The sequence below is a fragment of the Brachybacterium sp. AOP25-B2-12 genome, from assembly GCF_052378625.1.
In the GTDB taxonomy this organism is placed as follows: Bacteria; Actinomycetota; Actinomycetes; order Actinomycetales; family Dermabacteraceae; genus Brachybacterium.
This window is the reverse complement of the sequence record NZ_JBQSXW010000011.1, coordinates 19,678-37,835: the sequence shown is the minus strand read 5'-3', so window position 1 is coordinate 37,835 and position 18,158 is coordinate 19,678. Positions and strand designations below refer to the sequence as shown.

At 73.3% G+C, this 18,158-nt stretch carries 20 protein-coding genes and 1 riboswitch; of the genes, 9 read left to right on the top strand and 11 right to left on the bottom strand.

What is annotated here, in order from left to right:
• The gene (locus tag ACT3TZ_RS09555; protein WP_444583178.1) at positions 1–546 is read right to left on the bottom strand and encodes a TspO/MBR family protein; all 546 of its coding nucleotides are present in this window, start codon (positions 544–546) and stop codon (positions 1–3) included.
• A gap of 186 nt (positions 547–732) precedes the next feature.
• Between ACT3TZ_RS09555 and ACT3TZ_RS09550 the strand changes: the two genes are divergently transcribed.
• The 3 genes from ACT3TZ_RS09550 to ACT3TZ_RS09540 all read left to right on the top strand — a co-directional run bounded on the left by ACT3TZ_RS09550 (position 733) and on the right by ACT3TZ_RS09540 (position 2,908).
• Positions 733–1,632 carry an SDR family NAD(P)-dependent oxidoreductase gene (locus tag ACT3TZ_RS09550; RefSeq protein ID WP_444583177.1) on the top strand — a complete coding sequence of 300 codons (900 nt, stop codon included), beginning with the start codon at positions 733–735 and terminating at the stop codon, positions 1,630–1,632.
• A 16-nt stretch (positions 1,633–1,648) separates the two neighbouring features.
• Complete coding sequence (locus ACT3TZ_RS09545) at positions 1,649–2,122, top strand: MerR family transcriptional regulator (RefSeq protein WP_444583176.1); 474 nt, start codon at positions 1,649–1,651, stop codon at positions 2,120–2,122.
• Between the two features lie 96 nt (positions 2,123–2,218).
• The gene (locus ACT3TZ_RS09540) at positions 2,219–2,908 is read left to right on the top strand and encodes a metal-dependent transcriptional regulator (RefSeq protein WP_444583175.1); all 690 of its coding nucleotides are present in this window, start codon (positions 2,219–2,221) and stop codon (positions 2,906–2,908) included.
• Here the strand turns inward: ACT3TZ_RS09540 and ACT3TZ_RS09535 are convergent.
• Genes ACT3TZ_RS09535 through ACT3TZ_RS09525 form a run of 3 tightly spaced genes read right to left on the bottom strand, consistent with a single transcriptional unit; the run spans position 2,905 to position 5,446 of the window.
• Positions 2,905–3,789, bottom strand: a complete 885-nt coding sequence (locus tag ACT3TZ_RS09535; RefSeq protein ID WP_444583174.1) for a metal ABC transporter permease — start codon at positions 3,787–3,789, stop codon at positions 2,905–2,907. The genes ACT3TZ_RS09540 and ACT3TZ_RS09535 overlap by 4 nt on opposite strands.
• On the bottom strand, positions 3,786–4,526 hold the full coding sequence (locus ACT3TZ_RS09530; protein ID WP_444583173.1) for a metal ABC transporter ATP-binding protein: 741 nt from the start codon (positions 4,524–4,526) through the stop codon (positions 3,786–3,788). The genes ACT3TZ_RS09535 and ACT3TZ_RS09530 overlap by 4 nt, the downstream gene beginning before the upstream one ends.
• On the bottom strand, positions 4,523–5,446 hold the full coding sequence (locus ACT3TZ_RS09525; protein ID WP_444583172.1) for a metal ABC transporter substrate-binding protein: 924 nt from the start codon (positions 5,444–5,446) through the stop codon (positions 4,523–4,525). The genes ACT3TZ_RS09530 and ACT3TZ_RS09525 overlap by 4 nt, the downstream gene beginning before the upstream one ends.
• 181 nt (positions 5,447–5,627) lie before the next feature.
• On the opposite strand from ACT3TZ_RS09525, the gene ACT3TZ_RS09520 reads away from it, so the two are divergent.
• Both ACT3TZ_RS09520 and ACT3TZ_RS09515 read left to right on the top strand, forming a co-directional pair.
• A complete protein-coding gene (locus ACT3TZ_RS09520; RefSeq protein ID WP_444583171.1) occupies positions 5,628–5,969 on the top strand; it encodes an ArsR/SmtB family transcription factor in 342 nt (113 codons plus the stop codon).
• A gap of 2 nt (positions 5,970–5,971) precedes the next feature.
• Positions 5,972–6,268 carry a hypothetical protein gene (locus tag ACT3TZ_RS09515; protein ID WP_444583170.1) on the top strand — a complete coding sequence of 99 codons (297 nt, stop codon included), beginning with the start codon at positions 5,972–5,974 and terminating at the stop codon, positions 6,266–6,268.
• A 122-nt stretch (positions 6,269–6,390) separates the two neighbouring features.
• On the opposite strand, the gene ACT3TZ_RS09510 is transcribed toward ACT3TZ_RS09515, so the two are convergent.
• Positions 6,391–7,419, bottom strand: a complete 1,029-nt coding sequence (locus ACT3TZ_RS09510; RefSeq protein WP_444583169.1) for a CobW family GTP-binding protein — start codon at positions 7,417–7,419, stop codon at positions 6,391–6,393.
• Between the two features lie 220 nt (positions 7,420–7,639).
• On the opposite strand from ACT3TZ_RS09510, the gene ACT3TZ_RS09505 reads away from it, so the two are divergent.
• Positions 7,640–8,707, top strand: coding sequence for an alpha/beta fold hydrolase (locus ACT3TZ_RS09505; RefSeq protein WP_444583168.1), 1,068 nt, complete (start codon positions 7,640–7,642; stop codon positions 8,705–8,707).
• Positions 8,704–9,234 (top strand): GNAT family N-acetyltransferase, encoded by a 531-nt coding sequence (locus tag ACT3TZ_RS09500; protein WP_444583167.1) that lies wholly within the window; start codon positions 8,704–8,706, stop codon positions 9,232–9,234. Before ACT3TZ_RS09505 ends, ACT3TZ_RS09500 begins: the two co-directional genes overlap by 4 nt.
• Before the next feature lie 54 nt (positions 9,235–9,288).
• Here the strand turns inward: ACT3TZ_RS09500 and ACT3TZ_RS09495 are convergent, their stop codons facing one another.
• Positions 9,289–9,696, bottom strand: a complete 408-nt coding sequence (locus ACT3TZ_RS09495) for an ankyrin repeat domain-containing protein (protein ID WP_444583166.1) — start codon at positions 9,694–9,696, stop codon at positions 9,289–9,291.
• Positions 9,697–9,787: 91 nt separating this feature from the next.
• Between ACT3TZ_RS09495 and ACT3TZ_RS09490 the strand changes: the two genes are divergently transcribed.
• The gene (locus ACT3TZ_RS09490; protein ID WP_444583165.1) at positions 9,788–9,991 is read left to right on the top strand and encodes a hypothetical protein; all 204 of its coding nucleotides are present in this window, start codon (positions 9,788–9,790) and stop codon (positions 9,989–9,991) included.
• 120 nt (positions 9,992–10,111) lie between these two features.
• On the opposite strand, the gene ACT3TZ_RS09485 is transcribed toward ACT3TZ_RS09490, so the two are convergent.
• The 5 genes from ACT3TZ_RS09485 to ACT3TZ_RS09465 form a co-directional block, all read right to left on the bottom strand.
• Positions 10,112–12,412, bottom strand: coding sequence for an ATP-binding cassette domain-containing protein (locus ACT3TZ_RS09485; RefSeq protein WP_444583251.1), 2,301 nt, complete (start codon positions 12,410–12,412; stop codon positions 10,112–10,114).
• Positions 12,413–12,522: 110 nt separating this feature from the next.
• Complete coding sequence (locus ACT3TZ_RS09480) at positions 12,523–13,176, bottom strand: ECF transporter S component (protein WP_444583164.1); 654 nt, start codon at positions 13,174–13,176, stop codon at positions 12,523–12,525.
• Between the two features lie 63 nt (positions 13,177–13,239).
• Positions 13,240–13,345: riboswitch (TPP riboswitch) on the bottom strand.
• A gap of 29 nt (positions 13,346–13,374) precedes the next feature.
• Entirely contained in the window at positions 13,375–13,977 is a 603-nt protein-coding gene (locus tag ACT3TZ_RS09475; protein WP_444583163.1) for a hypothetical protein, read from the bottom strand.
• A 4-nt stretch (positions 13,978–13,981) separates the two neighbouring features.
• Positions 13,982–16,000, bottom strand: a complete 2,019-nt coding sequence (locus ACT3TZ_RS09470; RefSeq protein ID WP_444583162.1) for a M13 family metallopeptidase — start codon at positions 15,998–16,000, stop codon at positions 13,982–13,984.
• 92 nt (positions 16,001–16,092) lie between these two features.
• Positions 16,093–16,938: a hypothetical protein gene (locus tag ACT3TZ_RS09465; RefSeq protein ID WP_444583161.1), complete on the bottom strand. Its 846-nt coding sequence runs from the start codon at positions 16,936–16,938 to the stop codon at positions 16,093–16,095.
• 132 nt (positions 16,939–17,070) lie between these two features.
• Here ACT3TZ_RS09465 and ACT3TZ_RS09460 point away from each other — a divergent pair, with 132 nt between their 5' ends.
• Positions 17,071–18,150: an ADP-ribosylglycohydrolase family protein gene (locus tag ACT3TZ_RS09460; protein ID WP_444583160.1), complete on the top strand. Its 1,080-nt coding sequence runs from the start codon at positions 17,071–17,073 to the stop codon at positions 18,148–18,150.
• The last annotated feature ends 8 nt before the right edge of the window (positions 18,151–18,158 follow it).

Genomic DNA, 18,158 nt, shown 5'->3' with positions numbered 1-18,158 from the left:
TCAGTCCTCGGGATTGCGGGCCGAGATCGCCAGGCTCAGCACGGTCGCGAAGGCGCACCAGGCGGGGTAGGGGGCCAGGGCGACGCCGTACCGGGCCTTGGCCCGCCCGACGCGGCGCACCAGCCGCGCGCTCGAGATGGTCAGGGCCGCCGCGACGGGGACCGACAGGGCCACCTCGCGCCGGCCGAAGAAGGTCCAGCACCAGGCGGCGTTGAGCCCCAGGTTCAGGGCGAGGGAGCGCAGCAGTGCCGCGCGCTCCTCGCGGGGTAGCGCGTCCAGCGCCTTGGCGGTGGTGACCGCGATGTCCGCGAACAGGGCGCTCCACACCGCCGGGAAGGCCCAGGTGGGCGGGTAGAAGCCGGGCTTGTCCAGCGCCTCGAACCACGCCGAGTCCACGCTCTCGCGGGTCGCGAGGGAGCCGGCCGTCGCGCAGGCCGCGGTCGCGAGCGCCGTGGGCACGAGATGGCGGGCGCTGGGGATGAGGTGAGGACGAGAGGCCGGATCGATGGACGGCCGCCCGTGACGGGTGCGAGGGGTACGGGACATGAGGGCTCTCCTGGACTCGTCGGACGGTCCGGATCGCTGTCTCCGGCCGGATCGTGGCCCGACCCTACTCGCGCCGTGCGCCACCGCGCGGATCGGGGAGTACACGGGACGCTGCCGTGGTCCCCGGCGCCCTCGTGCACTCGAAACCTTGCGTTCGAGCGCACTCGACCCCCTAACGTCCTGGGCATGAACACAGAACCGACCATGAACGCCGACCGGGGCACGACATCCGAGAAGACCTGGATCATCACGGGCGCGAGCTCCGGACTGGGGCGTGCGCTGGCGGAAGCCGCTCTCGACGCCGGAGAGCGCGTCGTCGCGACCGCACGTCGGCCCGAGCGCCTCGAGAGCCTCGTCGCCCTCCATGGGGAGCGACTTCTGATCGTCGCGCACGACGTGCGGGACACCGACACGGCGCCTGCTCTCGTCGAGCGGGCGATGGATGCCTTCGGTGGTGTCGACGTGCTGGTGAACAATGCGGGGGTCGGCCAGGTGGGCACGGCCGAGGAGGTCTCCGACGGCCAGCTGCGGGACATGCTGGCCCAGCATCTGCTCGGCCCCGCGGCCCTCGTGCGGGCGGTGCTCCCGAGCATGCGGGCCGCCGGCCACGGGGCCATCGTCCAGATGAGCAGCCAGGGGGGTCGGACGTCCTTCGCCGGGGTCGGCAGCTACTCGGCCGGGAAGTTCGCCCTCGAAGGGTGGTCCGAGGCCCTCGCGGCGGAGATCGCACCCTTTGGGATCCGCACCCTGATCGTCGAGCCCAGCCGCTTCCGCACCGGTTTCAACAGCGGGGACGTCCTGCTGCGGGCGCGGCGGAGCGCCGTGTACGACGACGTCGCGGGGGCCGTCCGCACGGACATGGACCGTGCCGACGGCGTGCAGGAAGGCGATCCCGTGCGGGCGGCGCGCGTGATCCGACAGGTGCTCGCCCTGGACGACGCGCCGTTGCGGCTGCCGCTGGGCGCCGAGTCCGTGCGGAGGCTCTCCGCGGTCTACTCGCGGGAGCTGGCGAACGTGGAATGCTGGGCGGAGCTGTCGGCCTCGGCGGATTACCCCGGGGTCGCCCCCTCGGTCCGTCCCGTCTGAGCAGGAGCCGCGCACGATGCCGACCACATCCCTCATCGACACCCTCGTGGCCCGTGTCGAGGGCTCTGACCCCGCCGGGGCCGTCGAGGTCCTGCACCAGCTGCTCGATGACTCGACCATCGAGGACGACGCGCGGCCGGTGGGGATCGCCGCCGCGGCGACGCTCGTGGGACTGACACCGCACACCTTGCGCTACTACGAGGGGCAAGGGCTCGTGCGGCCCTCCCGGAGCGCCGCCGGGCATCGCCTCTATGGTCCGGCGGAGCTCCGTCGCCTCGTGTTCCTGGTCCGGATGCGTGTCTCGGGTATGCCGATGCAGGAGCTGACCTCGTACATCGCGCTGGTCGACCAGGGTGAGGTGACGATCCCGGAGCGCCGGACGAAGATGCTCGCCCAGCGCGATCGCATCGATCGGATGCTCCGTGAGCTGACGCTCGCGCGCGAGGCGACCGAGTTCAAGCTGCGGGTCTACGGCGGCGCGCCGGGCTGACGGCGGAGGCATGCCAGACCTCTGGACGCGGCGTGACGCGACCGGCCGTCCGGTCCTCGCCCCCGGGGCCGGGCGCGTCCTTGCTACGGTGCCGTCATGTCGGTCTCGGAGCTCTCGGTGAGCAGCCAGAACTACCTCAAGGCGATCTGGAGCCTTCGGGAGTGGTCCGAGGACCCGGTGATCACCTCGGCGCTCGCCGCCAAGGTGGGCGTGCGACAGTCCACCGTCTCGGACGCCGTCCGCAAGCTCGCGGAGCAGGGCCTCGTCGAGCACGCGCCGTACGGCGCGATCACCCTCAGCACGGCGGGTCTCACGCACGCGGTCGCGATGGTGCGCAGGCACCGCCTCCTCGAGACCTTCCTCGTGGACGTGCTCGGCTACCGTTGGGACCAGGTCCACGACGAGGCCGAGCACCTCGAGCACGCGGTCTCGGACTTTCTGGTCGAGCGCATCGACGAGCACCTGGGCCACCCCTCGCGCGACCCGCACGGAGACCCGATCCCCACCGCGGACGGTGAGGTCGAACGTCCCGACGCGGGCCTCCTCACCGCGGCGCCACCCGGTGGATCGGTGCGGGTCGAGAGGATCTCCGACGCCGATCCCGGCCTGCTCGCGCATCTGACCCGGCACGGGATCGGTGTGGGCACCGTCCTCGGCGTGCTCCCGGCCTCGCCCTACTCCGAGGCGCTCGAGATCTCGGTGCCCGGTGCCGAGGGCGCGATCCCGCTGGGGAGGGCGGCCACCGACGCGATCTGGGTGTCCACCGCCCAGGCGGCCGGCCGCTAGGCCGCGGCGCCGCCGACGGAGGTGCCCGCTCCCCGTCGTCGCGCCCCGAGCACCCTGCGCGCCACGCCGTGACGCGGTGCGAACAGGTACACGAGGGTGAACACGCCGCCCTGGACCAGGACAACCAGGCCGCCGGAGGACGCGTCGACCCAGTAGCTCGCGAGGATCCCGACCATCGAGCAGGCCAGCGAGATCGCCGGGGCGATCACCAGCATCCGGGAGAACCGATCGGTGAGCAGATGGGCGGTCGCCCCGGGGATGATGAGCATGGCGACGACGAGGATCACGCCCACCACCTGCAGCGCCACGACGCAGGTCATGGCAAGCAGGCCCAGCAGCAGGGCCCCGAGGCGTCGCGGGGACAGGCCGATGGCTCGGGCGTGGGTCGCATCGAAGGCGTAGAGCATCAGGTCCCGTCGCGTGAGGAGGACCACCGCGAGCACGCACCCCGAGAGGATCCCGATCTGCGCGAGGTCCGCTGAGGACACCCCGAGGATGTTGCCGAACACGATGTGGTTCAGGTCCGTCTGGCTGGGGGTGATGGAGATCAGCACGAGTCCGAGGGCGAAGAGGGTCGTGAACACGATGCCGATCGCGGCGTCCTCCTTGATCCTGCCCGTCCCGCGCACCGCACCGATGAGCGCGACGGCCAGGAGCCCGAAGACGAGGGCCCCGATCGCGAACGGCACCCCGAGCACGTAGGCGAGGACCACTCCGGGCAGCACCGCGTGGGACACGGCGTCGCCCATGAGCGACCAGCCGATCAGCACCAGCCAGCACGACAGGAGCGCGCAGACGATCGCCGCCGCGCCGGTCGCCGCGAGCGCACGGACCATGAACTCGTACTGGAGGGGTTCGAGGACGAGTCCGAGGACGCTCATGCTCCGGCCTCCCGGGCGATCGGGTCCAGGCCGAAGGTGCGGGCGAGGTTCTCCGGGGCCAGCGCCTGCTCGACGGGGCCGTGGAACAGCACCCGGTGGAGCAGGAGCACGGCTTCGTCGGCCAGCCGGGGCAGGGCGTGCAGGTCATGCGTGGAGACGAGGACCGTGCAGCCCTCGGCGGCGAGCTCGCGCAGCAGCGCGACGATCGTCCCCTCGCTGCGGGTGTCCACCCCCGCGAAGGGCTCGTCCAGGAGCAGGATCCCGGCCTCCTGCGCCAGCCCGCGGGCCACGAAGGCACGTTTGCGCTGACCGCCCGAGAGGCGGCCGATCTGCCGGTCCGCGAGATCGGTGAGCTCGACGCGTGCGAGCGCGTCGTCCACCGCCGTGCGGTCGGCGCCGCGCGCTCGGCGGGTGGGCCCCAGGAGGCCGTAGCGCCCCATCATCACGACCTCTCGCACGGACACCGGGAAGTCCCAGTCGATGTCCTCGCTCTGCGGCACGTAGCCGATCCGACCGCGACGGCGCGCCGCCGCCGGATCCCCGCCCTCGATGGTGACGCGGCCCGCGGCGGGACGCACCATGCCCATGATCGCCTTGAACAGGGTCGACTTGCCGGATCCGTTCATGCCGATGAGTCCGGTGACGCGACCGGCGGGCACCTCGAGGCTCGCGTGGTCCAGGGCCACGACCTCGCCGTATCGCACCGCGAGGTCGTGCACGGCGACGGCCGCGGTCATGCGGCCCCTCCCGTGAGCCCGGCGACGATCGTGTCGGCGTCGTGGCGCAGCAGGTCGAGGTAGGTGGGGACGGGGCCATCGGAGGCGGAGAGCGAGTCGACGTACAGGGTCCCGCCGAAGCGGGCACCGGTGGCCCCGACGACCTGCTGCATCGGCGCGTCCGAGACGGTCGACTCGCAGAACACGGCCGGGATGCCCTCGGCGCGGACGGTGTCGATCACGGCGGAGATCTGCTGCGGGGTGGCCTGCTGCTCCGCGTTGACGGGCCAGATGTAGTGCTCGGTCAGGCCCGCGTCCCGCGCGAGGTAGGAGAAGGCGCCCTCGCAGGTCACGAGCGCACGCTGGTTCTCGGGAAGTGCCGACAGCTCGGAGACGAGGTCGTCCTGGACCCCTTGCAGCTGTGCCTTGTACGCGGCGCCGCGGGCCGCGTAGTCCGCGGCATGGTCGGGGTCGAGGTCGCTGAAGGCCGTGACCATGTTGTCGACGTACACCTGCGCATTGGTCGGGCTCATCCACGCGTGAGGGTTGGGCTTGCCGGCGTAGGCGTCGCCGGTGATGTCCATCGGCTCGATCCCCTCGGAGACGACCACGTGGGGCACGTCGGCGGACTCCACGAACTGCGAGAACCACAGCTCGAGGTTCAGTCCGTTGTCCAGGATCAGATCGGCCTCCGAGGCCTTGGCGACGTCCCCGGGCGTGGGCTCGTAGCCGTGGATCTCCGCGCCGGGCTTGGTGATCGAGCGGACCGTGAGGTGGTCGCCGGCCACGTTCTGGGCCATGTCCTGCAGCACGGTGAAGGTGGTCAGGACCACGGGTCTGTCCTTCGAGGTGCCGGGGGAGACGCCACCGCACCCGGCGAGCACGAGCACCGAGGTGAGGGCCGAGGCGAGGAGGGGGAGGAGCACGCGGGGCCGGGGCATCGAGCAGCCTTTCGAAGATGCGAAGGAGCAAGTTCGGTACGACGAACTTTGAAGATCGTAGCGCACGGCAGATGGCGAGGAGGCGTGTCGCCGCGATCGTCGGCGGGTGCCGCGCCCGTGAGAACCATGCTCATCAAGTAGAAGTATTGCAATATGTCTATATGTATGGTCGGATGGGGTCATGGACGTGGACGACGGACTGGCCCCTGCGGCGCAGCTGTTCAAGGTCCTCGGCAACCCGTCGAGGCTCCGACTCATGCGCCTTCTCGAGCACGCGCCGACGACGGTCGGCGAGCTCGCCTCGAGAGCGGATCTGTCCCAGCCCCTCGTCTCCCAGCATCTGCGGACGCTGCGGGACGCGGGCCTCGTGATCGCCGAGCGTCACGGCAAGGAGGTCACCTACCAGGTGGCCGACGAACACGTGGCCCATGTGATCGCCGACGCCGTCGCCCATGTCCTCGAGCCCGCCGGCGCAGCGGGCCCTTCCGCATCGACACCCGAGAGCACCTCACGAAAGGCCTGATCATGAGCACCACCGACATCCACGCCGAGCACTCCGTCTCCGGGCACCAGCACGGCGAGAGCTGTGGCCACGAGGCCGTCCAGCACGGCGACCACGTCGACTACGTGCACGGCACGCACCACCACGCGCTGCACGGCGACCACTACGACGAGCACGAGTCCGTCGCCGAGCACACCGTGGCCGAGCACACCCACGGCCAGGACTGCGGCCACGAGTCCGTCCAGCACGGCGACCACGTCGACTACGTCCACGACGGTCACAAGCACGCCGCCCACGGCGAGCACTACGACGAGCACTGAGCCGACCGGGCCGACGAGGCCCTGAGCGACGGACGTCGAGCACTCGGCGCCGAGCATCGCACCCCGGGAGCGGGCGCACGGAGGGATCCGGGCGCCCGCTCCTGGCGTCCGAGACCCGTCGTTCAGCCGCTGAGCCGGCGGTAGCGGAACAGGCGCCGCAGATCGTCCGGTGCCGAACGACACGCCGGGGCGAGGGCCCGCCGGAGTGCCGCGCGGACGGCTTCGTGGTCGATGTGCACGCCGATTGCGACGAGCCCGTCCGTGCCGCCCGGCGGCGCGGCGTCGACGTGCACGTGGCGCCCCACCAGATGGACGGCGTACCGGCGCACCGATCTCCCGGTGTCGATCCCGATCAGGCCCTTCAAGCGATGCACCCCCGCGGGCGGGGACTCCAGGAGATCGAGCACGGCCCCGGCGTCGACCGCGCCCGCGGCCGTCTCCGAGACGGCATCGGCGTGGACGTGCGCGGGCAGCGGGTGCTCCGCGCGCAGGAGCTCGGCCAGCGGCAGGGTCCCGGGATCGTCCTGCGCGCTCGCGACATCGAGCACGAGCCGCGGATCGACCGCACCCCGCGGCGCCTCGATCACGGGGAGGTCCGGTCGATGCGCGTGGAGCGCGGCGGTGAGCTCCGTGAGGACACGTCGACGCTCCGCATCCGGCAGGTGCTCGGTGCGCGTGAGAAGGACGAGGGACGCGGCGTCGAAGCGCGCCGTGGCGGTGGGGGAGACCGGGCTGCCGGCCGGTCCCAGGTCCGGCGGTGCGCTGGCGTCGACGAGGTCGACGACGCCGCCCGGACGGGTGCCACGCGCCCCCGTGAAGCGGATCAGCCGGGCCACGGCGCGCGGTTCGGCCACGCCGCTGGCCTCGACCACGATCGCGTCCAGGCGCAGCTCCGGGCGCGCCAGGCGCTCCAGGGCGGTGTCGAGGCCGTCGTGGTCGGGGAGGCAGCACAGGCAGCCGCCGGTGATGGCGCTCGCCTCGTCGATCTGGCCGGTGACCAGCACCGAGTCGACGTCGAGGGATCCGAAGTCGTTGATCACCACCCCGAGGCGCGCACCGGGCGTGCGCAGGACGGTGTTCAGCACCGTCGTCTTGCCGGCACCGAGAGGTCCGGTCAGGGCGATCACGGGGACCCGGGGACGCGCACTCACGCGCGCACCGGAGGATCGACGCGTCGCGGCGCGTGGTGGGCCGGTGCGGCCCGAGCCGGTGTGCGGGGGATCGGAACGGTGCGGGACATCGCCCAAACGATAACCGTTCTCTGCTAGGAGGTCGTGCAGGCGGCTGCTCGGCGCGGGTCGGCCGTACGCTGGCAGCCATGTCGACCCCCTCGTCCCCGGACCTCTCGCACCTCGTCCCGAGAGCCGGCGCATGACCGCACCGACCTCTGCCGAATCCGCTCTCCGCCCGCTTGCCCCGCTGCTGTCCGAGGACGTGCTGACCCTCTCGGACGGCACGTACCTGGCCCACGAGATCTCCGGGACCGAGGACGGAATCCCGGCCGTGTACCTGCACGGCGGGCCCGGCGGGCGCCTGACCCCCGGGTACCGCCGCAACGTGCCGGGGGACCGGTACCGCCTCGTGGGCCTGGCCCAGCGGGGCACGGGCGCCAGCACGCCGGCCGTGACAGACCCCGGGTACGACCTCGCGCGGAACACCACGCCCCGCCTGGTCGAGGACCTCGAGGAGCTCCGCGAGCACCTGGGGATCGAGGCCTGGGTGCTCCAGGGCGTCTCGTGGGGGTCGACGCTGGCCCTGGCGTACGCGCAGGCGCATCCCGACCGGGTCCTCGCGATCGTCCTGATGGCGGTCACCGCGACATCGCGGCGCGAGGTCGACTGGATCACCGAGGGCGTCGGCATCTTGTACCCCGAGGCATGGGACGCCTTCGCCGCCTTCGCCGAGGAGCACGGCGCGTTCGATCGCACGGACCGGGGACCGCACCGCGTGCGGATCGTCGAGGCGTACCGGCGGATGCTGACCAGTGGCGATCCGGACCTCGGGGCCGCCGCCGCGCAGGCGTGGATGACATGGGAGGACGCCCACATCGGGATCGGCACCCCGGCCCCGGGACAGCCGCATGCGTCCCCCGAGCCCTCCGCGGAGCAGGCGCGTCATGCCCTGGGCTTCGCGCGCCTGGTCACGCACTACTGGGCGCACGACGGCTTCGCCCGCCAGGGCGGGATCCTCGCGGGGATGGAGCGGATCTCCCACGTGCCGGCGGTGCTCGTCCACGGACGCCGTGACGTCTCCGGGCCCGCGATCACCCCCTGGGAGCTGCATCGCGCCTGGCCCACGAGCGAGCTCGTGATCGTCGAGGAGGAGGGCCACGGCGGCCCGGAGATGGCCGCGCACTGGCATCGCGCGATGGTCGAGCTCGTCGATCGCCTGGACACGGGGAGGGGCGACCCGCCGGCGAGGGCTACCGTGTCCCGGTGACCGCACCGCGCCCCCTCGCCACCCCGTCCGTCGTCGACCTCCCCGCGCCCGCAGGTGCCCGCGTGCATCGCGCGCGGCTGCGAGAGCTCGATCCCGCGACGCTCTACGGGATCCTGCGGCTGCGCGAGACGGTGTTCTGCCTCGAACAGGGCGCGACCGACGCCGACCTCGACGGGCGTGAGCTCGAGGAGGGCACGACCCTCATGTGGGTCTCGGTGCCCGATCCCGCCGTCCCGGACGGTGCGAGGATCGCCGTGGCCCACGCCCGTGTGCTCACCGATCCCGAGGCCATGCGGATCGGCCGGGTCGTCGTCGCGGCATCACGCCGGCGTGACGGTCTGGGCCGCGTGGTCATGCAGGCCGCGCTCGAGCACTGCCGTGCCGTCGCCCCCGAGCGCGAGGTGCGGATCGACGCGCAGGCCTACCTCGAGCGGTGGTACGCCTCGATGGGCTTCGTCGCCCACGGAGACCTCTTCCTCGAGGCCGGGATCGAGCACGTTGCGATGGTCCGCCCGGCGGACGCCTGACAGGACGGTCGCGCTCGCGGGGCGCGCGCGGGCTCGTGCCCGCGGCAGGACGACTCAGGCCGAGGGCAGCAGAGCGGCCAGCTCGGAACGCCCGAAGTAGGCGGCGGACTCCCGCGCGCTCGGCGTGCCCAGATCGGGGTCCGCCCCGGCCTCCACGAGCGCCCGCACCACGGCCTCGTCGCCCTTGAAGACGGCGCCTGCCAGAGGGGTCTGCCCACGGTCGTTCACGGCGTCGACATCGGCGCCGCGCTGCGCCAGCGCGGCGGTGAGCTCGGCGTGCCCGTGGTACGCCGCGAGCATGAGCAGGGAGTTCCCGGAGGCGTCCTGCATCGAGGCCGGGGCGCCGGCGTCGAGGTAGGGGAGCACGCCGGAGGCGTCGCCCGCACGGCAGGCGTCGAAGAGCGCCTGGGCCAGCGCGACCGCGTCGGCGTCGGGGGCGGAGGAAGCATCGGAGGAGGTCATGGCCACCAGCGTAGGCGTCCTTGCACCGGCCCGGACATCGCGTCCCGGCGCGTGCCGCGCGCCGGCCCCCCGCATATGGCACGGTGGGCGGATGACGAGACGACCCGCATGGAAGCGTGCCCGAGACCTGACGATCACCTTCGGCATCCTGGCCGTCGGCTCCTCGATCGTGCGGTGGCTCCGGCACGACGAGGTGCTGGACATCTCCACAGCCCTGTTCGGCTCCGCGGCCGTCGTCGCACTGGTCGTGTTCCTCGCCACCTGGGTCCGACGTCGCTCGGAGGGCGCTCGGTAGCGCGCGGGGACTCCCGGCGTCGGGTCCGAGAGCGGTCGCGGGACCTGGGTCGCATCGATCGCCGCCGCTCCCTCACGGAGAGCAGGTCGTATGACGGGCTGGGATCCTCGCGCTGCGGCCTCAGCCTCCGGTCGCCCAACGGGCGGCCCACGGCAGCGCCAGCAGCACCACCGCGACGAGCACGCCGATGACATCGGCCCGACCGAACGTGCTGGGCAGCGCCCAGGTCCGGTGCTCGACGCCGGCGAAGCCACGGGCGTCCATCGCGAGCGCCTGCCAGGAGGCGGCGCGCAGCACGTCGACCAGCAGCGCGAAGGTCGCCGAGAACAGGACCGTGACGGTGCTCGTGAGCGTCCGCACGGGATGCCGCCAGGAGCGGGTCGCACCGAGACCGCGCAGGCGACGGGCGGTCATGATGACGTCCCACTGCCGGCCGATGTGCCCCACCCGCACGAGCCCGCCGACCGAGGCCGCGACGACGCGACCGGGCAGGCGCAGCCGTCCGCCCAGCGCGTCTCCCAGCGCCGTGGGGTCCATGCAGCCCAGCACGAGCACACCGGGCAGCACGAAGGCCAGGATCCGCAGGGCCTCCTTGACGCCCAGCAGCCAGGCCTCGGGGGACAGGGACGGCGCCGCAGAGAGCAGGGCCGTCGACCACAGCAGCCCGGCCGCGCTCAGGAGGACGGGGGAGGAGCGCAGCAGCGTGCCGCGGACGGTGCGGGTCGCCAGCGGCGCGAGCAGCAGCGTCGGCAGGATCGCCACGAGGCCGATCTGCCAGGTGTCGACCGCGAAGGAGCCGATGGCGGCGAAGGCGCCGATCAGGCACGCGGTCAGCGGGTTCAGGAGGACCGCCGGGGCGCGGTGGGCCAGGCGGGCGCGCCCGATGGTCGTGTCGACCGACGTCGGGTCCGCGCCGGTCCCGGGAGCCTCGGACCTGCCCGCCGCGGCCTCGGACCGGTGGCGGGTGAGATCGAGGACGTGGTCGGCACGGGCCACGAGCTCGGGGTCGTGGCTCGCCGCGAGCACCGCGCAGCCGTCCTTCCGGGCCGTCGCCAGCAGCCCCAGGAGCGCGTCGAAGCGGTGGGCGTCCAGCCCGACCGTGGGCTCGTCCAGCACGAGCAGGGCCGGACGCTCCGCGAGCGCGGCCACGACGGCGAGGCGTCTCTGCTCGCCCCCGGACAGCGCATAGGGGCTCGCCCGCTCGAGATGCTCGAGGCCTGCCGCAGACAGGAGCGCACGGGCGTGGTCGGGGTCGGTGGCCCGCGGGGAGGCGGTGGCCTCGGCCAGCACGGTCGGGGCCACGAACGAGTGCTCCGGATCCTGGGGCACCCAGGCGATCCGCCCCGCGCCCGGACCGGTGATCGTGCCGCCGCGCGCCCCATCGACCCCGAGCACGACCCGCAGCAGGGACGTCTTCCCGCTGCCGCTGGGACCGGTGACGGCCACGAGCTCGCCGGGGCAGACGCCCAGGTCCAGGTCGGTCAGGAGAGCGGGCCGGGGTGCCCGGCGCGGACCGCGAGAGCCGCGCACGGCCACCGAGAGGCCACGGAGGCTCAGGACCTCGTCGCTCCTGACCGCACCGTCCGGCCCGGCAGCCCCGACCGGCCGGTCCAGCCCGCCCACTGTGTCCGGTCCGCCGATCGCTTCCGGCCCGCCCACCATGTCCGGTCCGCCCACCGTGTCCGCCGTGGCGACCCCGCCCGGCGTCGCCGACGCGCCGGTCGTGCCCGCGTCATCTGCGCTCTCGACCGCTGTGCCGTCGCCGCCCTCGGCCGGCGGCAGTCGCAGACCCGCCTCGAGCAGGAGGTGCCGCTGCGAGGCGAGGAGCTCTGCGGGCGGCCCGTCGGCCACGACGTGCGCCTGAGGGCCGAGCACCACGAGTCGATCGACGTGCGGCAACCAGGGCCCGACGCGATGCTCGGCCACCACCAGGGTGCGGCCGTGCACGGCCTCGAGCACCGCGGTGCGGACGCGGGCGGCCGCCTCGGCGTCGAGCATGCTCGTCGGCTCGTCCAGGAGCAGCGCGCCGGGTGCCAGGGCCAGCGCCCCCGCGAGCGCGATCCGCTGCTGCTGGCCGCCCGAGGCGTCCAGGCACCGGTCCCGGGCCCCGACGTCGACCGAGGCCGCCCGCAGTGCCCGGGTGACGCGGTGCTGGATCCCTGCGTGGTCGGCACCGATGTTCTCGGGGCCGAAGGCGGTGTCGCGGCCCACCGTCTCCCCGACCAGCGCGTGCACGGGGTTCTGCAGCAGCAGACCGCGCTCACCGGGGCGGGACGGCGCGGTCACCGTGCCGGTGAGGTCCCCGCCCGTGGGGTCCAGGAGCCCTGCCAGCGCCGTGAGCACCGTCGACTTGCCGCTGCCGCTGGCACCCGCGAGGAGCACCCGCTCGCCGGGGGCGATGTGCAGGGTGAGGTCGTCGATCGTGGGCAGACGCCGGGTGGCGGGGCGCCACGAGACCCCGTCCAGCGCGAGCTCGACGGGGTGCTCGGCGGCGTCGGGTGCCCGGTGCTCCGCCTCCGTGGTCGGCGCGCTCAGACCAGTCGCTCCTCGGCGCGTTCGGTCCCGGCCGGGAACGCGTCGAGCGCGCCGGTGCGGGCGAGCGCCCGCGTCAGCGCCCAGCCGACCACCCCGGCCAGCACGATGCCCGAGACGAGGAAGAACACCAGCAGCATGAGGCCGAAGAAGGTCGAGAACTCCGGGTAGTAGGCGAAGCGCTCGTAGACCCATTCGAAGGCGGCCGCGAGGACACCGCCCAGCATCGCCACGGGCAGCGTGAAGCGCCGGTAGGCGGTCAGCAGGAAGGCGAGCTCGACGCCACCGCCCTGCAGGAATCCGGAGACGAGGGTGCCGAACCCCCAGTGACCGCCCAGCAGCGCCTCCAGGCACGCCGCGATGAGCTCGGCGAGCAGGGCCGCGCCGGGGCGGCGCACCACGAGCGCGGCGACGATCGCGGGCAGGAACCAGAATCCGGTCAGCAGACCGACCAGCGGTCGGAACGCCGCGAACAACGGGTCCAGGAGGGTGTAGAGCTGGCCGTAGCCCAGGAACGCCACGCCGAAGGCCACGCCGATCGCGACCGTCACGACCAGGTCGATCGTGCGGTACTTCAGCAGGGGGCGCGAGGCCAGACCCGCGCCGCGGGAGGACGGGGGCGCGGTGCGCTCCGTCGAGGTGGTGGTCATCATGAGCTCCTTCCATCGGGGGAAGGGCCGTCGCACACGCGCACCGGAGCCCGGCGCGAGCGTGCCACGAGAGAAATCCCGACTCCCTACGCCGGTATTGACCGGATCAGGTTCGAGGGTCTGCGCCGTTCACGCACTCTCAGCACCTCGTGGTGCTCCCCTGTCAGTGGATGACGAGCAGATCCTACCCCGTGCACGGGGCTACGGGCGGCGACGCCCCCGATGGATCAGGGCGTCCAGCGCCTCGGCGGTCGCCCGGGGGTCGTCCGCCGACAGCAGGTAGTTCTCCGCACCGCGCCCCACGATCTCGACCATCGTCCCGGCTCGGGAGACCACCATCCTGGAGCGGCGGCGCTGGTCCCCGGGTGTGAGGATGCGGCGACCCGGCAGAGCGGTCACGTCCCCGGGCATCGGCGGCAGGAGCAGGCCCGCGCGGCGTCCCACCCCGCCCACGGTCGCGCCGAGCCGCTCCGCGGGGATCGTGCGCAGCTGCACGCCGCGGAAGTCGGGGAGCGGCCAGGTGCGCTGGCGCCAGAACCCGCCCAGGCGCACCGTGACCCCGTCGGTGTCGACGACGAACGTCGTGCGCAGCCCCATCCAGGTCCATGCCGCGATCGACAGGAGCGCGACGAGGGCGAACACCGCGAGCGCCGGCCCGCTGGTCATCCCGCCCAGCAGGGGCACCACCGCCAGGACGAGGGCCGCGCCGACCACGATCCCCACGCGCGTCCAGCCCACCACGCCCGGGGTCGTGGTGCCCCGGTAGACGGCGGAGTCGGCGCCGGACCCGGCGTCGTCGTTCACGCGGTCACCAGATCCGCACGCGGTCGGCGGGGGCGAGGTACAGCGCATCGCCCTCGATCACGCCGAAGGCGTCGTAGAACGCGTCGATGTGGCCCACGGGCACGTTGCACCGGAACTCCGCGGGGGAGTGGGGGTCCGTGGCCAGACGTCGCACGGACTCCTGGGGACGGTTCTTCCCGCGCCACACGGTGGCCCAGGACCAGAACAGCCGCTGCAGACCGGTCAGGCCGTCGAGCTCGACGGCCGCGGAGTCCCCGGCGGTGCGCAGGTAGGCCTTGACGGCGATCGACAGCCCACCGAGGTCGCCGATGTTCTCCCCGATCGTCAGCGCGCCGGAGACCGTGTGCGAGTCGTCCAGCTCGCGGGGGCTGAGCTCGGAGAACTGGGCGATCAGGGCGGCGGTGCGCCGCTCGAACTCCTCGCGGTCGGCCTCGGTCCACCACGAACGGAGGTTGCCCTCGCCGTCGTACTTCGAGCCCTGGTCGTCGAAGCCGTGTCCGATCTCGTGGCCGATCACGGCGCCGATCCCGCCGAAGTTCACGGCGTCCTCGGCGTCGGCGTCGAAGAACGGGGCCTGCAGGATCGCCGCGGGAAACACGATCTCGTTGGCGCCCGGGTTGTAGTAGGCGTTGACGGTCTGCGGGGTCATGTGCCACTCGTAGGGATCCACGGGCCCGGCGACCTTGGCGTACTCGTAGGCGGCGTCGAAGCGGCGGCTCGCACGGACGGTGGCCACGAGGTCCTCGGGGTCCACCGTGAGTCCCTCGTAGCTGCGCCACCGCTCGGGGTAGCCCACCTTGGGGGTGAAGCGCTCGAGCTTGTCGAGGGCGCGCTCACGGGTCTCGGGGGTCATCCAGTCGAGGTCCTGGATGGACGCGCGGTAGGCGTCCAGCAGGGCGGTGACCAGGGCGTCCATGCGCTCCTTGTGGGTGGGCGGGAAGTGCCGGTCGACGTACTGGCGTCCCACGTCGAACCCGACGGCGCCCTCGACGAAGGCGACGCCCCGCTTCCAGCGCTCACGCAGCTCCTCGGCCCCGGACAGCACCCGCCCGGAGAAGTCGAACTCCTCGGCGACGAGATCCGCGGGCAGGTACGGGGCGTAGGCCGAGACGGTGTGCAGCGCCAGCCACGTGCGCAGCACAGGAAGCGGCGTGCCGGCCCACACGGGGGCGGCCGCGGACAGGAACTCGGGCTGGCCCACGTTGACCACGTCGAAGGCGACGGCGTCCGCGCCGGTCCCCTCGACGTAGGAGTCCCAGTCGAAGCCGGGGGAGGTCGCGGCCAGCGCCGCGCGGTCCATGGGGTTGTCGGACTTCTCGGAGTCCCGCACCCGGACGACGTCCACGTGCGCATGCGCGATCGCGGTCTCGAGCTCCAGGACCGCACGGGCCATCTCGTCGGCGTCGCCCTCGAGGAGACCCGGGCGGCCCTCGAGGCCGGCGAGCCGGGCCAGCTGTGCGAGGTGGTGGACGTAGGCCTCGCGGACCTCGGCGTAGCGCTCGTCGCGGTAGTAGGACTCGTCGGGCAGCCCCAGGCCGCCCTGGTGCAGCTTGACCTGGTAGCGCGTGGAATCCCGGTCGTCGGTCCACACGTAGGCGTGGATCAGCGAGGTGCCGGCGTCGGGAGAGGCGGTCAGACGCGTCAGCGCGGCGAGATCGGGCGTGTCCCCGATCGCGGCCAGCAGCGGCTCCAGCGGTGCGGTGCCGCGCGCCTCGATCGCCTCCTCGTCCATGAACTGGCGGTAGAGCGCGCCGATCCGTGCGGTCGCGCCCTCGGCGGCGTCGTCGGCCGCGGCGTCCTCGATGATCTCGCGCACCTGGGACTCCGAGAGGTCCCGCAGGCGGCGGAACTCCCCGTCGCTCGACCGGTCGCCCGGGATCACGTGGTCGCGCAGCCAGAGGCCGTTGACGTGTCCGAAGAGGTCGTCCTGGAGACGCACGGACGGGTCCACGGCGCTGCGGTCGAGGCCCGCGGCGAGGGTTCCGGCGGAGTCGGGTCGGGTGGTCGGTTCGGTGGCGCTCACGGGTTCTCCTCGGTGCTGGACTGCGGGGTCGGTCGGGCGGTTCCGGTGCTCGTGCAGGTGCGGTGCTGCGGGGTCGTGCGCCGCGCCGCGGGTCAGGCGGACAGGGAGGCGAGGAGGGCCAGCGCCGCGGTGAGCAGGCCGATCCCCAGCGGGGCGAAGGCCCAGGGCGATCCGGTCCGTGCCGACGGGGCGCGGCGCTGCAGGGCCAGGGTCGAGAACCCGGTGGCCACCGACAGCACGATCGTCGCGACGACCATCACGGGCGACGCCGCGACCAGGACGGTCGCGCCGAGCTGGAAGAGCATCAGCCCCACCACGTCGGCGGCGCGGATCACCATCGAGCGGCGCACGGACACCCGCTCGAGCAGCAGGGTCGCGACCATCTCCTGGGACCAGGACGACGGGGAGGCGATGCGCTGCCGAGCGGAGGCCAGCTGCACCGTGGTCAGCACCACCCACACGAGCGCGCAGCCCGCGCCGACCCACAGCCCCATGGGACCGCGGGCCTCGGCGGGCCACAGCACGAGCGCCAGCAGCACCGCCGCGACGCGCAGCACCTCCTCGAGCACCGAGCGGGCGGTCAGCAGCCCGGGATGCAGTGCGAGACGGGCGTGCGAGCGGGAGACGAACACGCTGGTGGCCACGAGCACGGCGAGCTGCAGGCCGCCGAGCACGGTGCCCACGAACAGCACCAGCGGCGTCGAGGGGGTCGCGGCGAGGCACGCGATGAGCATGGCCAGACCCAGCGCGGGGACCACGAGGGTCAGGACCGAGAAGCCCCGGATCAGGCCGGTCACGATCTCCGCGCCGGTGGGCGGATGGTCGTGATCGCTGTGGTCGTGGGGGTCGCCGCAGGCGTCGGTCACGGCGTCGTCGGAGGGCGCGGGCGCAGGGGTCCCGTGCGCGCCGTCCGGACGGGGGGTCGAGGTGGTCGACATACAACTCCTTCTGTGCGTGGCCAGACTACCGGGAGGGGCCCTGCGCGTCCCTGTGCCGCCCCGAGCGCGAGCAACGTCTCGCCCGGGTCGCGTCGTTGGTGCCGATCCGTTCTGATGTGGGACGATGTCGCGGTGACGACGCCGACGGACCACGGTGGGGCCGAGGGCCTCACGCCTGCCCAGCGCACCCGCGCCGTGGGCTGCGTGGTCGCCGCCGCGACCGGGGACGCCCTGGGCGCCCCGTACGAGTTCCAGGCACCGATCCCGGAGTCCGACGACGTCGGCATGGTCGGCGGCGGGATCCTGGGCTGGGACGTCGGCGAGTGGACCGACGACACCGCCATGGCGATCGTGCTCCTCGAGGCCGCCGCGGCCGCCCCGCTGCCCCGGGACCTGCGCCTGGCCTCGACACTGGACCACGTGGCCCGCGACTGGTTCTCCTGGTCGCTGGGAACCCCCGATATCGGCCAGCTCACCTCGCACGTGGTGCGCCGCGCGATCGAGGCCGCCCAGGCCCGCGGACGCACCGCGCCGCTGGCAGAGGACTACCGCGAGGCCGCCGTCGCGGCCCACGCCGCGACCACCAGCAACGCCGGCAACGGCTCGCTCATGCGCACCCACGTCGTGGCGCTGCCCTACCTCCTGCGGGCCGACGACGATCTCCACGAGGCGGTCCTCGAGGTCTGCCGTCTCACCCACTGCGGCGACGACGTCGAGGAGGCGTGCCTGCTGTGGACCTTCGCGGTGCGCCGGGCGATCCTCACCGGCGAGATCGACGTGCGTGCCGGCATGTCCCGGATCCGCGCCGAGAGGGTCCCGATCTGGGAGGACCGGATCCTCGAGGCGGAGTCCGCACCGCCTGCGGCCTTCCCGCGCAACGGCTGGGTCGTCCACGCCTTCCAGGCGGCCTGGTCCGCGATCGCCCAGGTCGGCCCGATCCCCGAGGGCAGGTTCGCCCAGCGCGAGTCGATGACGGCGGCGCTGGACGGCGCGGTCCGTGCGGGCTACGACACCGACACGGTCGCGTGCATCGCCGGGGCGCTCATCGGCGCGGCGCTGGGTCCCAAGGCCGTGCAGCCCGAGTGGCGACGCAGCCTGTTCGGCTGGCCCGGGTACGAGGTCGACGAGATCATGCTGCTCGCCGAGCGGGTCGCCGACGGCGGTGCCGCCGGGATCTGCCCGGACGCCACCGGCGGCGCGCTCGCGGGCTGAGCCCCATA